The sequence below is a fragment of the Bradyrhizobium huanghuaihaiense genome (assembly GCF_007830635.1).
Classification (GTDB): Bacteria; Pseudomonadota; Alphaproteobacteria; order Rhizobiales; family Xanthobacteraceae; genus Bradyrhizobium; species Bradyrhizobium huanghuaihaiense.
On record NZ_VLLA01000019.1, the window covers coordinates 58,068 to 78,560 of the forward strand.

The 20,493-nt window shown below is 58.8% G+C and carries 12 protein-coding genes; 2 read left to right on the forward strand and 10 right to left on the reverse strand.

The window, feature by feature from the left end:
• Positions 1–127 precede the first annotated feature (127 nt).
• Complete coding sequence (locus IQ16_RS30710) at positions 128–1,864, forward strand: type I secretion system permease/ATPase (RefSeq protein WP_035666716.1); 1,737 nt, start codon at positions 128–130, stop codon at positions 1,862–1,864.
• Entirely contained in the window at positions 1,861–3,333 is a 1,473-nt protein-coding gene (locus IQ16_RS30715; protein WP_018643961.1) for an HlyD family type I secretion periplasmic adaptor subunit, read from the forward strand. Before IQ16_RS30710 ends, IQ16_RS30715 begins: the two co-directional genes overlap by 4 nt.
• Here the strand turns inward: IQ16_RS30715 and IQ16_RS30720 are convergent.
• From IQ16_RS30720 to IQ16_RS30765, 10 genes are all read right to left on the reverse strand, one after another.
• Positions 3,330–4,112: a response regulator transcription factor gene (locus tag IQ16_RS30720; protein ID WP_035666708.1), complete on the reverse strand. Its 783-nt coding sequence runs from the start codon at positions 4,110–4,112 to the stop codon at positions 3,330–3,332. The two genes, IQ16_RS30715 and IQ16_RS30720, sit on opposite strands and share 4 nt — an antisense overlap.
• Positions 4,113–4,324: 212 nt before the next feature.
• Positions 4,325–4,909, reverse strand: coding sequence for a hypothetical protein (locus IQ16_RS46680; protein ID WP_244635919.1), 585 nt, complete (start codon positions 4,907–4,909; stop codon positions 4,325–4,327).
• A 273-nt stretch (positions 4,910–5,182) separates the two neighbouring features.
• Positions 5,183–6,508 carry a cytochrome c gene (locus IQ16_RS30730; RefSeq protein ID WP_026312140.1) on the reverse strand — a complete coding sequence of 442 codons (1,326 nt, stop codon included), beginning with the start codon at positions 6,506–6,508 and terminating at the stop codon, positions 5,183–5,185.
• 15 nt (positions 6,509–6,523) lie between these two features.
• Complete coding sequence (locus tag IQ16_RS30735; RefSeq protein ID WP_026312139.1) at positions 6,524–8,290, reverse strand: GMC family oxidoreductase; 1,767 nt, start codon at positions 8,288–8,290, stop codon at positions 6,524–6,526.
• 2 nt (positions 8,291–8,292) lie between these two features.
• Positions 8,293–8,889, reverse strand: a complete 597-nt coding sequence (locus IQ16_RS30740; RefSeq protein WP_018643956.1) for a gluconate 2-dehydrogenase subunit 3 family protein — start codon at positions 8,887–8,889, stop codon at positions 8,293–8,295.
• A gap of 335 nt (positions 8,890–9,224) precedes the next feature.
• Entirely contained in the window at positions 9,225–10,205 is a 981-nt protein-coding gene (locus IQ16_RS30745; RefSeq protein ID WP_051123002.1) for a D-2-hydroxyacid dehydrogenase, read from the reverse strand.
• A 52-nt stretch (positions 10,206–10,257) separates the two neighbouring features.
• Positions 10,258–11,307, reverse strand: a complete 1,050-nt coding sequence (gene sbnB / locus IQ16_RS30750) for a 2,3-diaminopropionate biosynthesis protein SbnB (RefSeq protein WP_020607933.1) — start codon at positions 11,305–11,307, stop codon at positions 10,258–10,260.
• Between the two features lie 20 nt (positions 11,308–11,327).
• Positions 11,328–12,302 (reverse strand): 2,3-diaminopropionate biosynthesis protein SbnA, encoded by a 975-nt coding sequence (gene sbnA, locus IQ16_RS30755; RefSeq protein WP_018643953.1) that lies wholly within the window; start codon positions 12,300–12,302, stop codon positions 11,328–11,330.
• Positions 12,303–12,735: 433 nt separating this feature from the next.
• Complete coding sequence (locus IQ16_RS30760) at positions 12,736–13,947, reverse strand: MFS transporter (RefSeq protein ID WP_018643952.1); 1,212 nt, start codon at positions 13,945–13,947, stop codon at positions 12,736–12,738.
• The gene (locus tag IQ16_RS30765; protein ID WP_145831927.1) at positions 13,922–20,422 is read right to left on the reverse strand and encodes a non-ribosomal peptide synthetase; all 6,501 of its coding nucleotides are present in this window, start codon (positions 20,420–20,422) and stop codon (positions 13,922–13,924) included. The genes IQ16_RS30760 and IQ16_RS30765 overlap by 26 nt, the downstream gene beginning before the upstream one ends.
• Positions 20,423–20,493 lie beyond the last annotated feature (71 nt).

Consider the following 20,493-nt stretch of genomic DNA (forward strand, 5'->3'; position numbering starts at 1 on the left):
ACTGGCGGGACCGGCTGCCGCGGCCGCCGGTCCCGGATTTTCACGCCAAAGATCTACCGATACCGTTGCCGGATTGCGTTGACCATCAGTCAAGTGCGCCGGACCTCGATTTCAGGCGGTGACGATCATGCTGATGCCGCCCATTCGGTTGCCCATCCTGCCGCAGATCCGGACGCCACTGCACACAGCCCTCCGGTCCTGCGTGGGACCGCTGGGTCTCGTATTCGCATATAGCTGCAGTTACAATCTGCTGCTGTTTGCGCCCTCCATCTATCTTCTTCAGATCTACGACCGCGTGTTGTCGAGCCGGAGCGGCGACACGTTGCTCCTGCTCACGCTCATAGTCGCGATCACAGTGGTCGTCGGCGGCGTGTTCGATGCATTGCGGCGCGCCGTCCTTGGACGCCTCGGCGCCTGGCTCGACGATCGCCTTCGTCCCTGCGTGCTTTCGGCCGGCCTCGAATCAGCGTTTCGCAGCGATTGGACGCAAGCGTCGGGCGCATATCGGGACCTCACCGTGCTGCGCCAGTTCGTCGAGTCCGGCTCATGTACGATGCTGTTCGACGCGCTCTGGGCGCCCTTGTTCCTCCTTGTCCTCGTTCTGATCCATCCCCTGCTTGGCGTGGTGGGCGCCTGCTGCGTCGCCTTCCTGTTCGCACTCACGGTCGCCGGAGAGCTGGTCACGGAAGACGCTCTGCTCAGGTCCAGCGCCGCGCTCTCCAGAAGCTACGGTCGCCTTCAGACTGCCGCGGGCAACATCCACATGATCCGCGCCATGGGAATGTTCGATAGCGCTGCGCGCATGATCCACCGTGACGCGCAGCACGCGCGCAGAGAGCACGATGTGGCGCTCCGGCGAGGCGAGATCGTCTCACTGGCCACCAAGCCGGTTCGCGCGCTGTCGCAGGTCTTGATCATGGGGGCTGCCGCGTGGCTCGTCCTCGATCACGGGAAAAGTCCGGCAATCATCTTTGCTTCTACGCTGATGTTCAGCCGGGCGCTCGCGCCGGTCGAAAGTGCGGTCGCAGGCTGGAAATCACTCGTGACGGCCGTGAACGCCTGTCAGCGGCTCGGCGCACTTCTCGCCGCATTCCCCCTCGCCCGGCAGGAGAGCGCGGGGGTTTTCCCGCCGCAGGCGCGAAGCGGCCTCGTCGTCGACAATGTGGGCGTGTGGCTTGCGGGGACCGACCATCTTCTGCTGAACGGCGTCTCCTTCAGCCTCATGCCCGGAGAATGCCTTGGCATCATCGGTCCGTCCGGGTCAGGCAAGTCCTTGCTCGGCCAGGTGATCGCCGGGCTGTCGATGCCGACGCATGGCCGTGTCCTCCTCGACAATACCGACGTCTCGCTGCTTCGCGAGGGCCGAAACGGCGACGGCCTCGGATATCTCCCCCAGGACATCAATCTGATCGGCGACACCATCAACGACATCATCGCACGCCTTGAAGATGCCGACCGGCGGAAGGTCGTCGAAGCGGCCAAGCTCGCCGGAATCCATGGGGCGATCATGCGCCTGCCGCAGGGTTACGACACGGTGGTTCACAGTGAAACAATCTTCTCACGCGGGTATCGACAGCGCCTCGGTCTTGCCCGCGCCTTTTTCGGCAGCCCACGCCTCATCGTTCTCGACGAACCCAACGCCAGCCTCGACTACGGGGGCGAGCGAATGCTCCTGGATGCCATCGAGCGCATGAAGCTCGCAGGCGTCATCCTTGTCGTCGTCACTCACAGGATGGGTCTCCTCGCCGCCACGGACAAGATTGCCATCATGGAAGACGGTGCGGTCGCCGCGTTCGGCGACAGCGAGGACATCTTTGAACGGCACCTGAGCCGACCCCAGGTTACTTCGCAGGTTGCGCCATGATGTGGAATTCTCTCACCATCTGGAAGCATCCCGCCGTCTCGAGACTTCCCATGATCTGGGACCGGCTCATGCGCGCGCCGGCGCGCCCCCCACTCGCCCGACGATCTGGCGTCGTGGTAACCGCAATCGACGATTTCGAGCCTCTGGAATTTCCGTGGTGCTCGACGCCTACGCCGACGTCGCCACGCGGAAGGCTTCGCGCGATCACCGTCGCGGGCAATCTGCTGGTGCTCTGCTTCATGCTGGGGCTTGGTACATGGGCGAGCCTCGCGCCTCTCGAGAGCGCCGCGATCGCGTCCGGCGTCGTGGAATCGGAATCGAGCCGGAAGACCATTCAGCATCTGGAAGGCGGTATCGTCAGCAAGATCCTGGTTTCGGATGGCGACAACGTGCGCAGCGGCCAAACGCTGATCGCGCTGGAGGACACCCGGGCGAGCTCGGAGGTACAAAGTCTTCAAGGCCAATTTTGGGATGCGGCTGCTCGTGCCGCTCGGCTTCAAGCCGAGCAGCAGAGGTTCGAGAGGATCGCAATTCCGGACGCGCTGGAACAGGACAGCAGGCAGAGCGGAGTGGCCGCCGCTGCAGTGTCGGCGCAGCAATTCATTTTTCAGGCGCGCCTGCAGGTTCACGAGTCGCAGCTTGCGGTCATTCGCGAACGAAGGCGTCAAGTCGAGAAGGAGATCGAAGGTCTCACGGCGCAGGAGAGCGCCACCGGGCAGCGGATCGGCATCGTCCGGGAGGAACTGGATATGGTCACGACCCTCGTCAACAAGGGGCTCGAACGGCGGCCGCGACTTCTGAACCTGCAGCGGGAGCTGGCCGACGTTGAGGGCCGCCGCGGCGAGATCGCGGCGCAGATTTCCCGCGCCGCGCAAGTCATCAGCGAACAGCAGGCCACATTGTTCAAGCTCGAGAGCGAGAGGCAGAACGAGATCGCACAGTCGCTTCGTGAAGCACAGAACCAGATATTCCAGCTCCGCGAGCGGTTGTTTGCGGCCAGGGACCAGCTATCGCGAACAGAGGTCAAGGCGCCAGAGGACGGCGTGATAACCGATTTGCGGATTCATACAGCCGGTGGCGTCGTCGGAGCGGGCGCTCCGCTCATGGACCTGGTGCCCCGGCAAGACCGTCTCATCGTGACCGCGCGCCTGAGGCCCGAGGATATCGATGTGGTTCATCCCGGCCTCAATGCCGAGGTTCACCTCCTACCGTACAATCAGCGTCGCGTGCCTCGCCTAAAGGGAACTGTCGTGCACGTGTCCGCAGACCGGCTCCTCGACAAGCGTACCGACCAGCCATACTACGCGACCAAAATCCGGATCGACGACGCGCAGATCGTCGCAAACGACATCCCGATCGTCCCCGGCATGCCGGTTCAAGTGTTCATCACGACAGGGCGCGGTACCGTGGCTCTCTACGCGCTCAGGCCCCTGCTCGACAGCTTCCGTGGTGCATTCAGAGAGGACTAAGTCTCCTGCATCGGACCTGCGCCGGGTTCGTGATCGCGCCCCTGCGCCGGCAACCGGCCACGCCAGCGGAGCACGGCTTCCGTCCGATTGTGCGCAGCACATTTCCGCATGATATGCTGGATGTGCATTTTGACTGTGCTTTCCGAGAGGTTCAATTTGGCGGCGATCAGTTTGTTGGGCAGGCCGAGCTCCAATTCCGCCAGAACCTGTTGCTCACGAGGCGTGAGATCCGTCACGCTCCTTTCGATAGTCACTCCGGCTCCCTCGTTCACAAGATATGCGCGCGCAAGCCCGCGTGCATCTGGCGGCTCGAAATCCGGTATCCTGTTCATCCCGGCGACGGGCAACGGCCTGTAGACGCCGCCGACAAGGACAAGGCGCAGGCCAGCTATGGCGATCTCGATCGGCAGCGAGGTAGAAAGAAAGCCGCGTACGCCCCGCTGCATCGCAGCCTGCACGGTCGGCTCGTCGTCATGGTTTGACAGGATTGCAACGGCGGCGTTGGGACAACACTCCGCGACGAAGGCGAGACTGCCCTCAACCGAGGGATCGTCGATGGGCTTGTCTGCGATACTCAGCACCACCAGACGAACATCGCGGGTTGACGTGCAGTCCAGGCTTTCGACCGTTGCCATGTCGAGGATCTCGAATTCCGCCAATTCCCGCCTGAGGACGTTGAGAATACATGTGCGAGGCAACAGGAGCGGTTCGACGATCACCAGAACCGGCAAGTGAAGCGACCCATCGAGCCGCTTTGAGGAGTTGGTTATGTCGTCCATGATTTCCTCGAGATGAAAAGAGCTTCCACGATATTCCCATTCCCTATTGCTTCTCCCCTGCTGCTGCATTCATCCTGAATGATCATCATGAGAGCGGCGCAGTGCCACCGCAGTGCCTTATCCACTGCGGGTTTACCTGACGCCTGGGTGGAAATTCTTTCCGCTCAAATCATTTCGGCGCGTACCGCGCGGTGACGCAGTCGACGCATTCCCTAATTGCAGATATTTCGATAGGCCGTTGACGCCGCCGACCCCGACTTGCCGTCGACGACATATGCTTCATCCTCCTTCACGAGATAAAGAAACGGTCTCTCTCCGGTCTCGCCGCCTGATGCGCTTCTTCCTTTCACACGCCCGCAAATCGTATCCACGGGGCGTCCAAGCGTGTTCTTTCGCATCGTGCGCTTCATTTCGGTGAATTCGGCCGATCCTGGTTCCTCCATCTTCGTCGCGATGGTGACCTTCGCCTTTTCCAGGACAGGATCTGATACTTCCGCAGGCCGTTCGGATGCCGGGACGCTGATCCTCGTCCGCGGTGACGCCGCTTTGGCGAGGTCGACCGATTTGCTCTTCTTTGGAGATGATTTCTTGCCGGACCTTCCCGGAGTTGCAGAATTCGATTTGACGATCACGGGATTCGGCGCCAATGCCGTCGGCGGTGGCTGCGCGGGTCGGGCGACCGCAACCCGGTCGAAACAGGGTCGTGACTCACACCCAAGGAAATACCCTCGGGAAGGCGCGAACCAGCCAAAGCCGATCAGGACTCCTGCCAGCACTCCAACAAAAAGCAGTCCCATCCGATTCCCTCCCTGGGAGCTCGGCTCGCACTTGTAACTAGGACTAATTCCGCGCTGGTAATCCATCTGTTGCGCAAAAGCGTTAAGCGCCTATTAAGCGCGCAGTGGCCCGATTTGGTCCGCTCTTGGACCCCTCTGCAACTTGAGTGTTCGAAGGTCCGCTTTGCACCACCAAAAGATGCCGATGACCGGCTTATGGCCCACAGGCCAATTCGGGTGCGCCGATCCGCACCGCGGGCTATCCGGAGCCGCTATCGACACCGCTTGGCCTGACTACCACGGTGTGGTGTTGACTGCCCCTCGCAGCTTCGCCACGTCTGCCGTGGTCACGGCTGGCGCAGCATTCGACCAGCTTTGGCGAACAAATGTCGCAAGTGCAGCGACCTCATCATCGTTCAGCCGCCAGCCGAAGCCCGGCATGACAAGCCGCTCCGGACGCTCGCTTGTGGACGGTATCGCATCGCCGTTGAGGATGAGCGAGATCAAGCCGCCCGGTTGCTTTGCCGTCACCACGGCGTTGCCGTCGAGGTTGGGGAATACGTTCTTGGCGCCCTTGCCGGTGGCAAAATGACAGGCGTTGCAATTATCAAGATAGAGCCTTGCGCCGAGTCCAAGTTGGGGAGAGGCGCTGGCCAATTGCTGGGCGGTCGGAGCAGGCGTGCTGCGCGGTGCGCTTGCGTCGGCGATGGGGCGATCCTGCTTGATCGCCTTGAGATAAGAGACGATCGCCTCCATATCGCTTTTGGGCAGATGCTGCAGCGAATGCTCGACAGCCAGCGCCATCTCGCCCGAAACGCCAGCCGTCTCGTTCCGGCCGCTGGCAAGCAAGGCGGCCAACTGCTCGTCGCTCCAGCGTTGGGCCGCGCTGTCCCTGGCGCGCAGATCGGGGGCCGGCCAGGCGCCGATGACACCTCCGGTAAGAAAGTCGGCGGAGCGGGACTCGTAACCCTTCTCGGCGAAAGTCAAGCCGTTGCGCGGGGTGTGGCAGGAGCCGCAATGCGCCAAGGCTTCAACGAGATACGCGCCGCGGTCGAGCTTGGCACTACGCATATAAGGCCTGAATCCCGCCGGCGGCAACGAGGCCCAGTCCCAGAGCCGGATGCCCCAACGCTGGTTGAACGGAAAGGCAAGACGGGTTTCCGGAACTGACGCTTCCACCGGTGCCAGCTCATTCATGAAGTAGCCGTAGAGTGCACGGACATCCTCTTCCGTCATTTTACGATAGCTCGGATAGGGCATGGCCGGATAGAGATGCACGCCATCTCTCCTGAGACCGTCATAGAGGGCGGCGCGAAAGTCATCGAGCGTGTAATTGCCGATGCCGGTCTTTCTGTCAGGCGTGATGTTGCTCGCGTAGATTCTGCCGATTGGCGTTTCGACCACGCGCCCACCCGCGAAAGGCTTGCCTCCGGGCGCGGTATGGCACGCCGCACAATCGGCCGCGATCGCGACCCGCTCGCCGGCTCCCGCCGGAGGCTCGTAGCCTGCCGGCAAGTTCGTGACCGCTGCGGTGCGATGCATCGGCATGAGCATCAGACCAAGGAGTATGACAATTACGAGAACGATGAGCCCGCCAATGATGCGAACAAGCGCTCTCATGCCATGCTCCTCGGCTCAGGCCAACGGACGGGGGTTTCTCAGATAGTCGTGTTTGATCGCATGCGCTGACCAGTAGGCTAGAGCGCCGACGGTACCCGTGGGATTGTATTGCAGGTTCTGGGGGAAGGCGCTGGCGCCCATTACGAACACGTTGTGGACATCCCAAGTTTGGAGATAGCGGTTCACCGCGCTCTTCGTTGGGTCGATACCCATGATTGCGCCGCCGACCGTATGGGTTGTTTGGTAGGGACGGACATCGTAATGCGAACTGTCTCCTTTATACCCGGACACCCAGCTCGTTGGATTCAGAAATTTCGCGATGGACTCGACCTTGGAGCGCATGAACTGGGTCATACGAATGTCATTTGGCTTCCAGTCGAATGTCATACGCAGCATGGGCTGACCGTGCTTGTTGCGATAGGTCGGATCGAGATCGAGGTAACAGTCCCGATAGGACATGTTCGAGCCATGCGAGCCAATGCTCATGGAGTGGCCATACCAATCCCTGATACCCTTTTTCCAGCCTGCCCCCCAGGTCGGCGTACCAGACGGTAGCGCCATCGAGCGAATTGGCTGGCCGTTGAACTGACCGCTGGATATATAGCTGCCACCAATGAACCCTTCTTTTCCGAAGTCGATCTGACCTACGGAGAAGTTGTCAATCACCATCGCGCTCGAGCCCGCACCCACGAACGGATTGAAATTCAAATCTTTGAAAAATAGGCTGGTACCGCCTGTCATTTGGTAAGCATAGTTCTTGCCCACGACACCTTCTCCGGTTTCCGCCACATACGGCCTGCCGATCCCCGACAGCAGCAGAAGGTGTACGTTGTGGAACTGATAGGCTGCCAGAATGACGAGATCGGCGGGTTGGAAGATCTCCTCTCCTTTCTCGTCAATGTAGGTCACTCCGGTCGCCGTCCTCCTGTCCGACGCGAGTTCGACGCGTAATACTTCTGAACGCGTCTGGTAGCTGAAGTTCGACTTGCGCTTTAACGCGCCGAGAATGCAGGTCTGCGGCGAAGACTTCGAGTAGCCGATACAACCGAAGCGCTCGCAAAATCCGCAGAAATTACACGGTCCGAGCTGCATTCCATATTCGTTGGTGTAGGCATCGGAGAGGTTCGCCGCCGGCAGCGGGAACGGGTGATAGCCCATTGCTTTTGCGGCATCGCCAAATATCTTGCCGTTCAAGAGCGTTGGTAGGGGCGGCAACGGATAGTCGCGTTTGCGCGGCCCCTCGAACGGATTTCCGCCGGCCTGTGTTGATCCGCCGAGATTGCCGGCCCGTCCTGAAATGCCACAGACATACTCGAACCGCTCAAAGTGGGGTTCAAGCTCCTCGTAGGTCACGCCCCAATCCTCAATGGTCATGCCCGCCGGGATGACACTCGCACCGAACTTCTCCAGGACGTAGGTCTTCAGCCGGAGCTCTTCCGGCAACGCTCGCCAAGTGTGACCATTCCAATGCACGCCCGCTCCGCCGACACCGTTTCCGGGCAGGAAGCTGCCGAGCGAACGATACGGCAGAGCCGTGTCCCGTAGTGAATGACGGATGGTCACGGTTGAGTCGGCGGGCCGCAGCATCAGACCGTGACGAACGCCGTATTTCAGTTCGTCTATCATCTTCGGATACGCGAGATTCTGTATCATATCGCGATCCGCGCCGCGCTCGAGCGCAAGTACTTTCAGGCCGGCGTTGGCAAGCTCGATTCCCAGAATGGAGCCGGTCCAGCCCAGCCCGACGATAACGACATCCGTCTTTTTCTGTCTGCGCGCCATCGTCATCCCCTGTCGCCCGAAATGGAAACGGGGCCGAGCGGATAAGGAGCGCCCTTGTCGTTTGCCCATTCAAGATACGCACCGCGAGCGCCAGGGAAGCCTATGTATTTCCAGGCGGCCATTCGGTAATTGCCGCCATAGATCGGATCCGCGAAGTAACCTTCCTTCGTGTTCTGGAGGAGGAGCACGAAGAAGTCGCGCAGCTCCGCCTTGAGCGGCATTTTCCTTGCCTGCAAATCTCTGAGAACTTCGTCCTGTAAATCGGGACCAAGCTCCGCAAAGGCCTTACCCTTTTGCTCCGTGCACCATTCGTCGACGAGCGCGATGCTCTGGCGATAGATCTGTGCCGGCGTCAAGGGCGATTGAAAGCCGAGCAGGGGATTGGCGCCGGGCTCGTGGGGGCCAAGCATGTACCAGTCCGACGCTTTGCCAAAATCTCCCGCCATCTGCGTGTCAATGAAGACTGGAACTCGTGCCTCGAGAGCGCCGGGGCCCTCGCCCTCCGATGGGATTAACCGCGCACAGGCCGCACGAATGAACGCCCATTCCGTCGTGCTGAAATAGAGAGGCTTATAGCCGTCCAAGAAAGCGTGCGACATTTGCGCTTCACTCGAGCCAAGTGTCGACAGCAACGCGGTGCCACCAAGCGCTGCTTTCAGCACAGATCGCCGATCTGGGAGGACCGCTGGCACCACAAGCTCGCGCCGCGTTGTAGGAGGTTGGTCAGTCATGTTGTGCAGCTTTCATGACAACTCGTCGAGCCCGATACGCATTTGGAATTGAGATCCGCAAGCTTGCCCGCTTCAGCGACTCGGCGCCAAAACCTAAGCTCGACGGCAGCAACCGGCTCCGCCCAGCCCAAGCCAAATGACTGCGCATAACTGGGCGGCCGACCGAACGTAAGAGGACGGTAGCAGATCACTCTGAAGACGGATCAAACCACCTGATTGCGAAGCGTCTGTTCACCTCGCCCAAGCCTCGACAGGTTTTCGATCAGAATATCGATCACGTTGTCCTCATAAGCGCATGTTTCGGCCGCCGTATGAGGCGTGATCAGGACGTTTGGCAATCGCCACAGCGGAGATTCGGGGGGCAGCGGCTCTTCGCGGGTAACGTCAAGCCCCGCGGCCCTCAGCGATCGCGACTCCAGGGCAGCGATGAGTGCACCTTCGTCAACCACCTTCCCTCGTGCGACGTTGATCAGATGCGCACTCGGCTTCATGGCACGCAATGCAGATGCGGTAATGAGATTTTCCGTTTCACTGGTCAGCGGGCAGGTCAGCGCTACGACGTCCGCTCGAGGCAACAACTCAAACAAGCGGCTTTTATCGTACACTTCATCGGCCGATTCAGCTCCAACTGACACGTCCTGCTTGACGGCAATCACATTCATGTTGAACGCCTTTGCAATCTTCCCAAGCCGTGATCCGATCCGACCGTAGCCAACGACCAGAAGGGTTTTACCGGCCAGTTCGTCTTCCCGGCTGTCGAGATCGGAAATCATCCCGCGCCACAACTTTGCGGATTGGTTGTCGCGTCCTGTATGAACATGGCGTCGGAGGGAGAGCATCAACGCCATGGCATGTTCGGCTACGGCATTCGCATTCGCTCCAGACGCGCTCGCCAGACGAATCCCCCTCTCCCGTAGGGCTCCCCTGTCGAAGTGATCCGTACCGGAGCTGATCGACTGTATATATTTGAGATTTGGCGCGTCCCTCAGGAGTTCATTTCTCCACATCATCGATATTACGACGACGTCCACCTCCGATAGATGCTCCTTCAATTCTTCGACGGATCTCACCTGAAAGCTGGAGATTCCCGTTTTGCGCTCTTCGAACTTGACATGCATGTGATAAGCGGAATGCGCAAAGCAGACTTTTCGGCCAATTCTTCTGATCGACTTTTCAAGTTCCATTGCCTCTACTCACGTTACCTTGACGAACGGGAAGATGGATCGAAGTGCCGGTTCAATTGGACGATCCGGCGAAGTCCAACGTGCGAGGAAAAAAGCCGGGGACGAGCCGATCCATTTTGTCACCAACGCTCGCCTGGTAGATCGCCGCTCCAACGGCCAGATCGAGCACGCCCAACCCAAACGGTGAAAAGAGCCGAGGACGATCCAAATCGGGTCGTAGCACGCCGGCAAGAATATCGGCCAAGGTCCCCGCGATGAAGTTGCGATGTCGGACGCTCTGCTCCGTTAGATGCACCGAGGTATTTGCCTTGAGGCAATGTTCGATATCGTCGACCACATTTTGACAGCTCAGCACGATCTCGGGACTAAGATCTCTGAGAGAAACATGGAGTACGGTGGGGTTGTGCTCGAATAGACCAGGATTCCCTAGGTATGGCGTCGGGGCAGTCGTAGCAAAGAGCACCAGATCGCTGCCCGCGATCATCGCGGCGTTGTCGGGCTCGAATTCGGCCGTCAAGGTCCAGGCCGCCTTCATGTGATCCACAAGCGATTTGCCACGCTCGGCATTGAGATCATGCACGCGCATCTCACCGATCTGCCACCCGATCCGCAGCAGGAATTCGCAGGTCATCCGCGCGATCGGCCCAGCACCGACGACCCCTAGCCGCCGAATTTGTTTCGGAGACGGATGCAGTTGCTCGGCGGCCACTACCGCCGACGCCGCCGTTCGTGCGGCGCTAATAATCGATCCCTCAAGGCAGGCGAAGGGATAGCCCGTATTGTAGTCGTTGAGAATCAGAACCGCCGAAGCTCGCTGCAGGTCACGTTCATGATTGGAAGGATAGCTCGAAATCCATTTGATGCCGGCAATGGGCGATTGCTCTCCGAGGGCCGCAGGGAGCGCGATAATTCGCGCGGTCGGCTGATCGGGAAATCGCAGGAAGTAACTGTCCGGATTGACCGTGCTCCCCCGACGATGCGCTAGATATGTTGCCCTTACGATCTCGACGAGATTCTCGACGTTTTCGGCGACGTAGTTGCGGATAAAGTCGCTTCCAACGACGGAGAACGTGGGCTGCGGCTGGATCATGGACGCGTTCATCTTCAAGCCTCCTCCGGGATTCATGCAATCTTTCGATCAAGATGCGGTTGCTCGAGTTCAGGATAACGTTCTAGGACCCATGAAGAGTCGTAGAGTGTAGAGGTGTAGCGATCTCCGAAGTCTGGGGAGATCGCGACGATCGTTGAACCAGGAGGGATGCGATCAGCGTATTTTTGGATGCCGGCCATGACAGTTCCACTGGACGCGCCGAGCAAGAAGCCGTGCTCGCGCTGGAATTGCCAGCAAGCCCGCACGGCGTCGGCTTCCGGGACCATGACCTGGTCGTCCATCAGATCTGCGTCGAAGAGCGGGGGCCGTTGACTTGCACCGAGGCCAGGGAGATATCGTCGTTGCGGCTGGTGACCGAAGGTCACTGAGCCGACACTGTCGATTCCAATAATGCGTACATGCGGAGCATGCGCCCGAAAGTACTCGGCACACCCCATGGCAGTTCCGGAAGTCCCCACGCCGACGAACAAGTAGTCTATGCGAGGACATTTTCGTCGAATGGCGGGACCAGTCCAGCGGTGGTGCGCCCATTTCGCCGCCGGGTTGGCATACTGGTTCGTCCAAACGCAATTTGGCACCTCGCGCACTATCTTCGCGACGCGAGCGAGTCTCGTACCAAGAAAGCCGCCATTCGCATCAAGTTCTGTGACTGGTTCGAGAATGCCGCCATGCGCCTCAATCAGGCGACTGGTGTCGGGCGATATGTTGGGATCACACACGCATATGAAATGGAAGCTCAGGGAGGCAGACAGCAGACTCAGGGCCAGACCGAGGTTGCCCGACGACGACTCTACGATCGTCGCGCCCGCGCGCAGCTTTCCGGATCGCTCCAGATCTCCGATCATGGCCAGAGCAGTCTTGAACTTGATCGAGCCGGCCGGGTTCAATCCTTCCAACTTCAGCTGGACGACCAGTTGAGTTCCCGGCAACGGGAGCTCGTAGAAGACATCATCCTGGATGAGCGACTCGAGTGAAGGAATAGTCATTGCAATGCTCCTCCGCGGCTGACGCACGCGACAGCGTTAAGGCCGAACAACCACAGGCTAACCTCACGGAGTTCGCGGAAGGCGATATTGATGAGGCCAGCTCGCGCCGTCGCGTTCATCGCCGGTTGAGCTTTGAACGAGGATGGAGCTGCGACATGTGAGACTTCGTTCGCAACGGCAGTTGACGCTACATCCCGAGCATCTTCTTCGGTGAAACATCGAAGCCGGCATGCCCGGTCACGCAACTCGGCACCACTATCCGCAGAATACAGGTCGGCTCGAGTCATTTCGTCTCCTGCGATAACGGCAATCCGCGCAAGCGAAGCCGCGACACCATCCTTATGATTCATTCTATGATTGTATTATGGCAGCTTTGCATCCACGCGGCGACCAAAGGAAAATATTCCGCGCCTCAGTGAGGCTTCGGAAAGAGCTAGGTCACGACGGACTCACTTCTATGTTTGCTGGATAGCAGGAGAGCACCCAGGATACCGCACACACCCGCGGCTAGCGCACAGAACACGGGGACTCGAACGGCCGATTGATCCGAGATGGCCCACCCCGCCAGCAATGGACCTACCGTCGCAGCCACAGATGACCACGAATAATAGAACGAGATTGAACGCGCTTTGTTGTTGTCACCGATGGTCGATAACAGTCGCTGCATCAGCGCAGGGTATACAAAGACCTGGGCTATACAGAACGCCAGCCACCCCAGCGCCAACAACGCGGAGGAGCTTGCAAGGCCGGCGACGGCCAACCCAAGGCACATCGCGATACACGAAATCATGATAACCCATCTCTGGTCGTGTCGCTTCGCATAGTTGGAGGCCAAAAGGCTCAGCGAAAACACCGAGATGCCCAGGGCAGCCATCATGTAGCCCCAGATGTTTGGGCTGTACCCCAGCTCGTTGACGATGCGTATTGGCAACGCGAAGAAGGATAGGCTTTCCGAAATCTCAATGAAGAAGTACAGCGCACAAAGTATCAGGAACTCGTTTCTGGTGCCGCGTTGTGACTTCTCCTCCAGCACCTGCGCCTGCTTCTGCTCAGGGACAGGGTATTGGCTTCGCAGAAGCACCACCGCAACTGATGCAGCGACCAAACACAGAGCCGCATCCCACATGAACACCGCAGCCGGCACGATGCTCATGATCATTCCTCCGATCGACGACGCCAACGCGCTCCCGCCGTTAAGCCCCATTACGAACAGCGAGTAAGCGCGCCCCCGGTCGCTCTCAGCGGTAATCGAAGACAAATGAACGTTATAAGCTGGCCTGAACGCGGTCCTCGCCAATGCCACGGCAACTAGCGCGCCTCCGACAACCGCAGCGGTGCCGGAGGTCGCGAGTGTCAGGTAGCCTGCTGCGCAGAGAACATAAGCGGCCGCAAGGGTCTTCCTCGGCCCTCCATAATCAATGACGTATCCAATTATGTAAGCTCCCACTATCGCTGCGAGACCTCGCAGCGATATGAGTTGCCCCACAACACTTGCCTCGATGTGTCGATGCGCAGTCAGATACAGCGAGAGGAACGAATTGCTGGACATTGAAAGCGCATTCAACAGCGCAAAGCCGGCCAATGTGAATACACCGGGGCCCAAGCCGGCATATAGCGCACTACCGCGTCGCAGTATGCTCTGCATCACTGTCTCCGGAACGACTCTGCCGCAGGATTGAGTTGATTGCGTCGCTCGTGCCCTCAATATGAGAGCTTCGAAAGACCTCGTAGTGGCCCGCGGGTATCGATACCTGACGGAGACGCGCGCAGAGCGTGGCCCAGATACCGGGGTCCCCGGCGTCTGCCTCTGGTTGGAGCAACACGCATTCCGCATCCAAAAAGCCGGGCTCGTACTTATCCGCCGCAGCGATATGTCGGATGGCGACCTCCCTGATAAGCTTCAGATGTTTTGCTCCATCCGAGCTGACACGAAAGGCCGACTCGAGCGCCCTCTGGGCCTCAATCTCAATATCGACGTCGCGTCGACCATTCTGTCTTTGTTTGTCACCAATCCTCAAGGGCGGCGCGATGAGCAAAACGGTCCCCACCTGGCGCCCGGCCGCTCGCAACTTACGCGCCATCTCAAACGCAACCAGCGCCCCGAACGAGTAGCCACCAATATTGACCACTCCGGTTACACGGGAGCTCATCGCCTCAATGTACGAGTCCGCCAGCTCTTCGATCGTGGAAGGTGCAGTCCCCTGGTTCATGGCTGCTTCGAAAACAAGCAAAGTGTATTCTGGCAAAAGACCTTTCGAGAGGCCGAAGAAGCAATTTGCAAGGCCGGTAAAATCATGGACCAGGCTCAAGGCTTCGGAGCCACCGGAGTCCCTCACTTCAATCATTCCGTTGGCTCGAACCGGAATGTAGTCGTTCAGCGCCGCAGAAAATGCTCGTACCGTGGGATTTCGGAAGAGCTCCGCAACAGGGACAGAGAAGCCCAACACAGAGCGAATGCGTTGCACGACCTGGACAGCAAGAAGCGAATGACCACCGAGCGCGAAGAAATCATCGTCCAGGCCCAAACGCGGATTCTCCAGAAGCTCCGCCCAAACGAAACTGACCAATTCCTCGGTGCCAGAACCAGGTCGAGATCTCCCGCCATTTGCGCTCGAGGACGGGACGGAATCCACGGGCAGCCGATTTCGATCCAATTTCCCGTTCGGGGTGAGAGGAAGAGCCGACAGGCGCCGAATTTCAGCGGGGACCATGTAGGCAGGAATCAAGCGACGTGCGTGCTTCCCAAGTTCATCCACATCGAGCACCGTGTACTCGTCTCTTATGACCACATAAGCAACGAGCTGCTGGCCAACCGATCCATTCTTCTGCAGCACAACGGCAACATCCTTGACTGCAGCGTGAGTGCGCATTGCGCTTTCGATCTCGCTCAGCTCGATGCGCATTCCTCTCACTTTGATTTGCCAATCGTTTCGCCCGAGATATTCGACCGCTCCCGCATCAGTGATCCGGACCAGGTCGCCGGTACCGTACATTCTGCTACCAGCCGGGCCGAACGGATTCGGTATGAACTTTTCCGCCGTAAGGGCAGACTGGCGATGATAACCGTCTGCCAGACAGACGCCCGAGATATAGAGCTGGCCTACTACACCCTGGGCAACCGGGCGCAATCCGTCATCGAGTATGTAGACTTGCGTATTCGCGATTGGCCGACCAATGGGAACACGTGCAGCACCTTGATCTCCCCGAAACTCGTGAAACAGACACCCTATCGTCGCCTCCGTGGGCCCATATACATTGAAGACCCTTACGTGAGGATGAGCATTCCTAAATCGCGCGACATCTCGCGGCCGCATCTCTTCGCCGCCCATAATCACGGTGTTCAGCGAGGTCAGAGCCAGCTTTGCTTCCTCGCCGGCGCAAAGTGCTTCCAGCAAGACGTTAAAGACTGACGGCACAAAGTTCATGAATGACACCCTGTGCAGTCGGATTAGATCCAGGAGAATCCCCGGGTCGAACGAGAAATTGACGGGTGTCAAAATCGTTCGACCGCCGTTGATGAGCGGCCAAAAGATCTGCCAAATCGAGCTATCGAATGTGAGACGGGTCGTCTGTATGACGCTCTGAGCAGCCGCTTTTCCGAACTGCTCATTCATCCAGGCGAGCCGATTGTTTACACCGGCGCCGTTCACCATCACGCCCTTCGGGGCGCCGGTCGATCCCGACGTAAACATGACATACATGGTGTCACCGAGGGAGCGATCTACTTGGGGCGCCTCGGCTTGATCGGCCGATGCAGTCAGAGAATCGACCAAGATTGCGATTGCGCCCAGCTTCTCAATATTGGACTGAGTGACGCAGTCTCCCAAGATATACTTCCCGTGAAAGTCATCGATGATTTGGCTCAAACGCAAATCCGGCCAGGCCGCATCCAGGGGCGCGAACGCCACTCCGGCCTTGATTGCGCCCAGCATGGCAACTACGATGTTTACGCCGCTCGACATCAGCAGCGGAACAACTCGTACCCCCGCCGGCAGCTTCTGCGCCAACTCCCTGGCAATCACAGATGACGCGCGATCCAACTCGCCATATGTCAAGCTTGACTCGTTGAACACAACGGCCACCTTGCCCGGATCTCGGTCCGCTTGCGCCTTTATCAGCTCGTCCACGAAGTGATTGGGAAAGCTGCTCCGAGCACCACTCCCGATCTCCATGAGCGCAGCGGTCTCAGCTTGAGGAATATGCGAAAGCTGAACTATCGGGCGCTCGGGATTGCGAGTCAGCGCATCGAGCAACGCCTCGAAGCGGGCCGACAGCTTTCGAACCATTGAGCTAGCGTACAGATCTCGCTTGTACCGAAACGCGCCGGAAAGCTCGGGCTCCGCGCCATCCATCTCGAGCGTCAGATCAAATTTCGATAAGCGGCTATCATGCTCAACTTTTTCGGCGACGATGTCGTGCATTTTGATTGCACGTCGAGCCGTATTGTTGAACGCGAACATTATTTGGAAAATTGGCGAATGACTGCTGCTCCGTTGAGGGTTTTTCAGCTCCACGATCTTCTCGAATGGAAAAGACCCATGCTCTTGGGACACGAGCAACGCGTCCTGAACATGTCGAACCAGCTTGGTCGCACTCATACGTTCGTCGATCTTCGAACGAAATACCAACGTATTGACAAAGAAGCCGATCAAGCTTCCCGTGCCCTCAACTTCCCGGTTTGCGGCGGGATAGCCGATACAAATATCCTTTTCATCGAAATGGCGGGACAGCAGCAAGCTAAAGCCGCTCATGAGAACCGCAAATAGCGTCGCGTCGCAGGCCTTGGCAAGCGAACGAAGACTGGCCGAGAGCTCGGCGCCAAATGAGAACCGGACTTGTTCTCCGTCGTAAGTGGACTCCGCGGGTCTCGGCAGATCGCTCGGCAGAGTGAGCAGCGTTGGCGCATCTTTGAGATATTCGAGCCAATAGCGTTGGCTGGCTGCGTATCCCGATCCCGTCAGACGCCCCATCTCCCATTCGGCATAGTCACCGTATTGGATGGGCAGGTCGGCGAACTCGGCCTGTATCCCTGCAGCATACTCGTTGTAGGCCCGGCTCAGCTCTTCCTCGAATATGCCGACCGACCAACCATCGGAAATGATGTGATGCATCGACAGATGCAGCACGTTCGTCTCCGGCGCAAGTTGCGCCAGACCAACTCTGAGAAGGCAATCATTCTTGAGGTCGAATGGCGCCTCCGCATTTTTTGTCATCCAGCGATCGAGAGCCAATTCCGCGTCGGCCTGGCCCGACAGGTCCGCCATCGCAATCCTTGGATACTTGCCGTTGCCAATCATTTGGCGGACAGCATCGCCCTCAAAGTCGAACGTCGTTCTCAAGCTCTCGTGCCTCTGCACGACGCGATCGACAGCCTGCTGCAGGGCCTCCATCCGGATCTCTCCAACGAGCCGCCACGCTAGATTTATGTTGTAGACGGATTTGTTCTGATCGTAGTCATGCAGGAACCAAAGCCGCTGCTGGGCAGACGAGCAAATCGCGCTAGCGTCGTTCTCTCTCTTGGGAATCGCAAGTCGTTCGGCTTGCGGTGATCTCGCGATGAGGCGACCGATTTGGGCTGGCGTCGGATTTGCGAACACGTCTCGCAAGCCAATGCTTGTACCGAACACGGCTCGCATCTTCGTCAGCAATTTGGCCGCGAGCAGCGAATGACCGCCAAGCTCAAAGAAATTGTCGTTGGGGGACACTCGTTCCAGCCCCAGCAACTGGGCCCAAATGTTGCAGAGTATTTCTTCCTCTGCGCTGCGTCCCGGCAGATGGCACTCGCCGACGTCGGCGGCGTAGTTCGGGGCTGGCAATCTCCCGCGATCGAGCTTTCCGTTCGAATTGAGGGGCATCGATTGCAGAACGACAAATGCAACCGGCACCATATAGGCGGGAAGCTTGCTTCGTAGAACTCCCGCGAGAGAATTGACGTAGGTTTCGGGACGGCTCCAAACCAGATAAGCGACCAGCCGTTGATCACCGGGTACATCCTCCCTGACGATCACCACAGCGTCGTTCACCGCCGCGTCAGCCTTGATATGAGCTTCGATCTCTCCGAGTTCCACACGAAAGCCGCGCAACTTGACCTGGCTATCGACGCGCCCCAAGAATGACAGCGTACCCGTCGAACGCCAACGGCCCATGTCTCCCGTTCGGTACACGCGCTGTCCCGGTGCATATCTACTGGGAACAAACCGCTCTGCCGTGATCGGCGCGTTGCCAAGATAACCCCGTCCGACCACCACGCCGGCTACGCAGATTTCGCCAGGCACTCCGATTGGCGTCAGTTCGCCATGTCGATCAACCACGATCACCCGGCTGTTGGCGATTGGTGTTCCAAGCGGTACCGCATCGTGGCTCGGCGGCGGCTCTGTTATTCTGCAATGAGTGAAGTCATCCGACGTCTCGGTGGCTCCGTAAGCGTTCACAATCGGAACCGACGGTAGAATATCCCACCACTTTTGACACAGGTCCGGCGAGAGCGCCTCGCCAGTTGGAACGATGACACGAAGGCGCGAAAGTTTTCCGATCGCAGAACCCGCACCATCAACCATCATCCTTAGAAGAGACGGAACAGGCTGAAAAACAGAAACACCGGTTCTTCCAAATTCCGCAACCAATGCATGCGGATCTGCAATCACTTGGCTGTCAATGATCGACACGCGGCCGCCGCAGACCAGGGCGGCAAAGACCTGCCAGAGGCAGATGTCAAAAGAGGCAGACGATGTTTGAGCAACACAATCGTCCGATGTGAGCTTCAAAACATCGATCTTCGAAAAAACGTGGTTCGTAAAACCTTCGTGTTCAACGCATGCTCCCTTGGGTGCTCCGGTCGAACCTGACGTGAAGAATGCGTAGGCAAAATTGTTCGGGTTGATCTCGACCCGCGGCGGAAGATCGATACAGCCGTCGATTTCGTGACTGCGCTCCCCCAACACCACCAGGCTGACGGACTTTGCGGCCAGCGCATCGAGCGCAGGCCCAGCCTTCCTATGCTCAACTATTGCCACGCGGGGCAGAGCAAGGTCGAGGATGTACGCTATTCGGTCTTTCGGATAGCTGGGATCGAGCGGGACATAGGCGCCGCCTGCTTTCAGGATCGCAAGCAGACTGATCACCCAGTCAAGCGAGCGCTCGAGGCAGAGCCCGACCGGCGTCTCCGGCCGGACGCCCGACTTAATGAGAAAGTGCGCCAACTGGTTGGAGCGCTTCTCCAGCTCCGCATAGCTGAGAGTCTTGCCATTGTGCTCCAACGCGATCGCGGCCGGCGTCCTGGCGGCTTGCTCCGAAACGAGTTCATGCACGCAGCGCGAGGTGGGATAGTCAGCTGCCGGCGCTTGCCATTCGACCAGCAATTGGCGCTCCTCCCGCTCCGTGAGCATCGGCAGCAGCCAGACGCTGGTCTTCGGGTCGGCAGTGGCGCTGCCGAGGACCGTCAGCAGATGCTGGGCAAAGCGTTGAACTGTATCGTCAGCAAAGAGATCCGTCGCATATTCGACCTGAAGCTGGAGGCCGCCGTCCTGCCTGGTGACATACAACGTCAGATCAAATTGCGCGACATCCTGATGCCCCGACAAAACCTCCCAGCCGCTTGGAAGTTGCTCCGAGAAATCGATGTCAACGAAATTGAGCATCACCTGGAACAAGGGCTGCCTGCTCGTATCGCGTGCAGGTTGCAAGAGTTCGATCAGCTTCTCCAGCGGCATTTCCTGGTGGGCATAAGCGCCCAGCGATGCGCGCTTCACGCGGGCCAGAACCGTATCGAAGTTGGGATCGCCGGATAGATCTGCCCGCAGCACCAATGTGTTTGTCAGCAAGCCGACCAGATCCTCGGTGCCACGCTGCCGATTGGCGACGGGAACGCCGATCAGCAGGTCGCGCTGGCCGCTATATCGGCCGAGCACGACGGCAAACGCGGCAAACACGACCATGAACAGGGTGGCATTTCGCTCCTGACCAAAACGTGTCAACCGCGCGGTCGCGTCAGCATCGATCGAGAAGCTATGCCGGGCGCCCCGGAAACTCGGAACTCCCGGACGGGGGACGTCCGTTGGGAGCTCCAGCACCTGCGGTGCGCCATTCAAACTCTCAAGCCAAAACTGGACACTCGAAGACATGTATGCTCCCGCTGGGTGCTCTACTTCCTGAACGCACGCGCTCCCATGCGCTGCCTAAAGCGCCGGCCTCT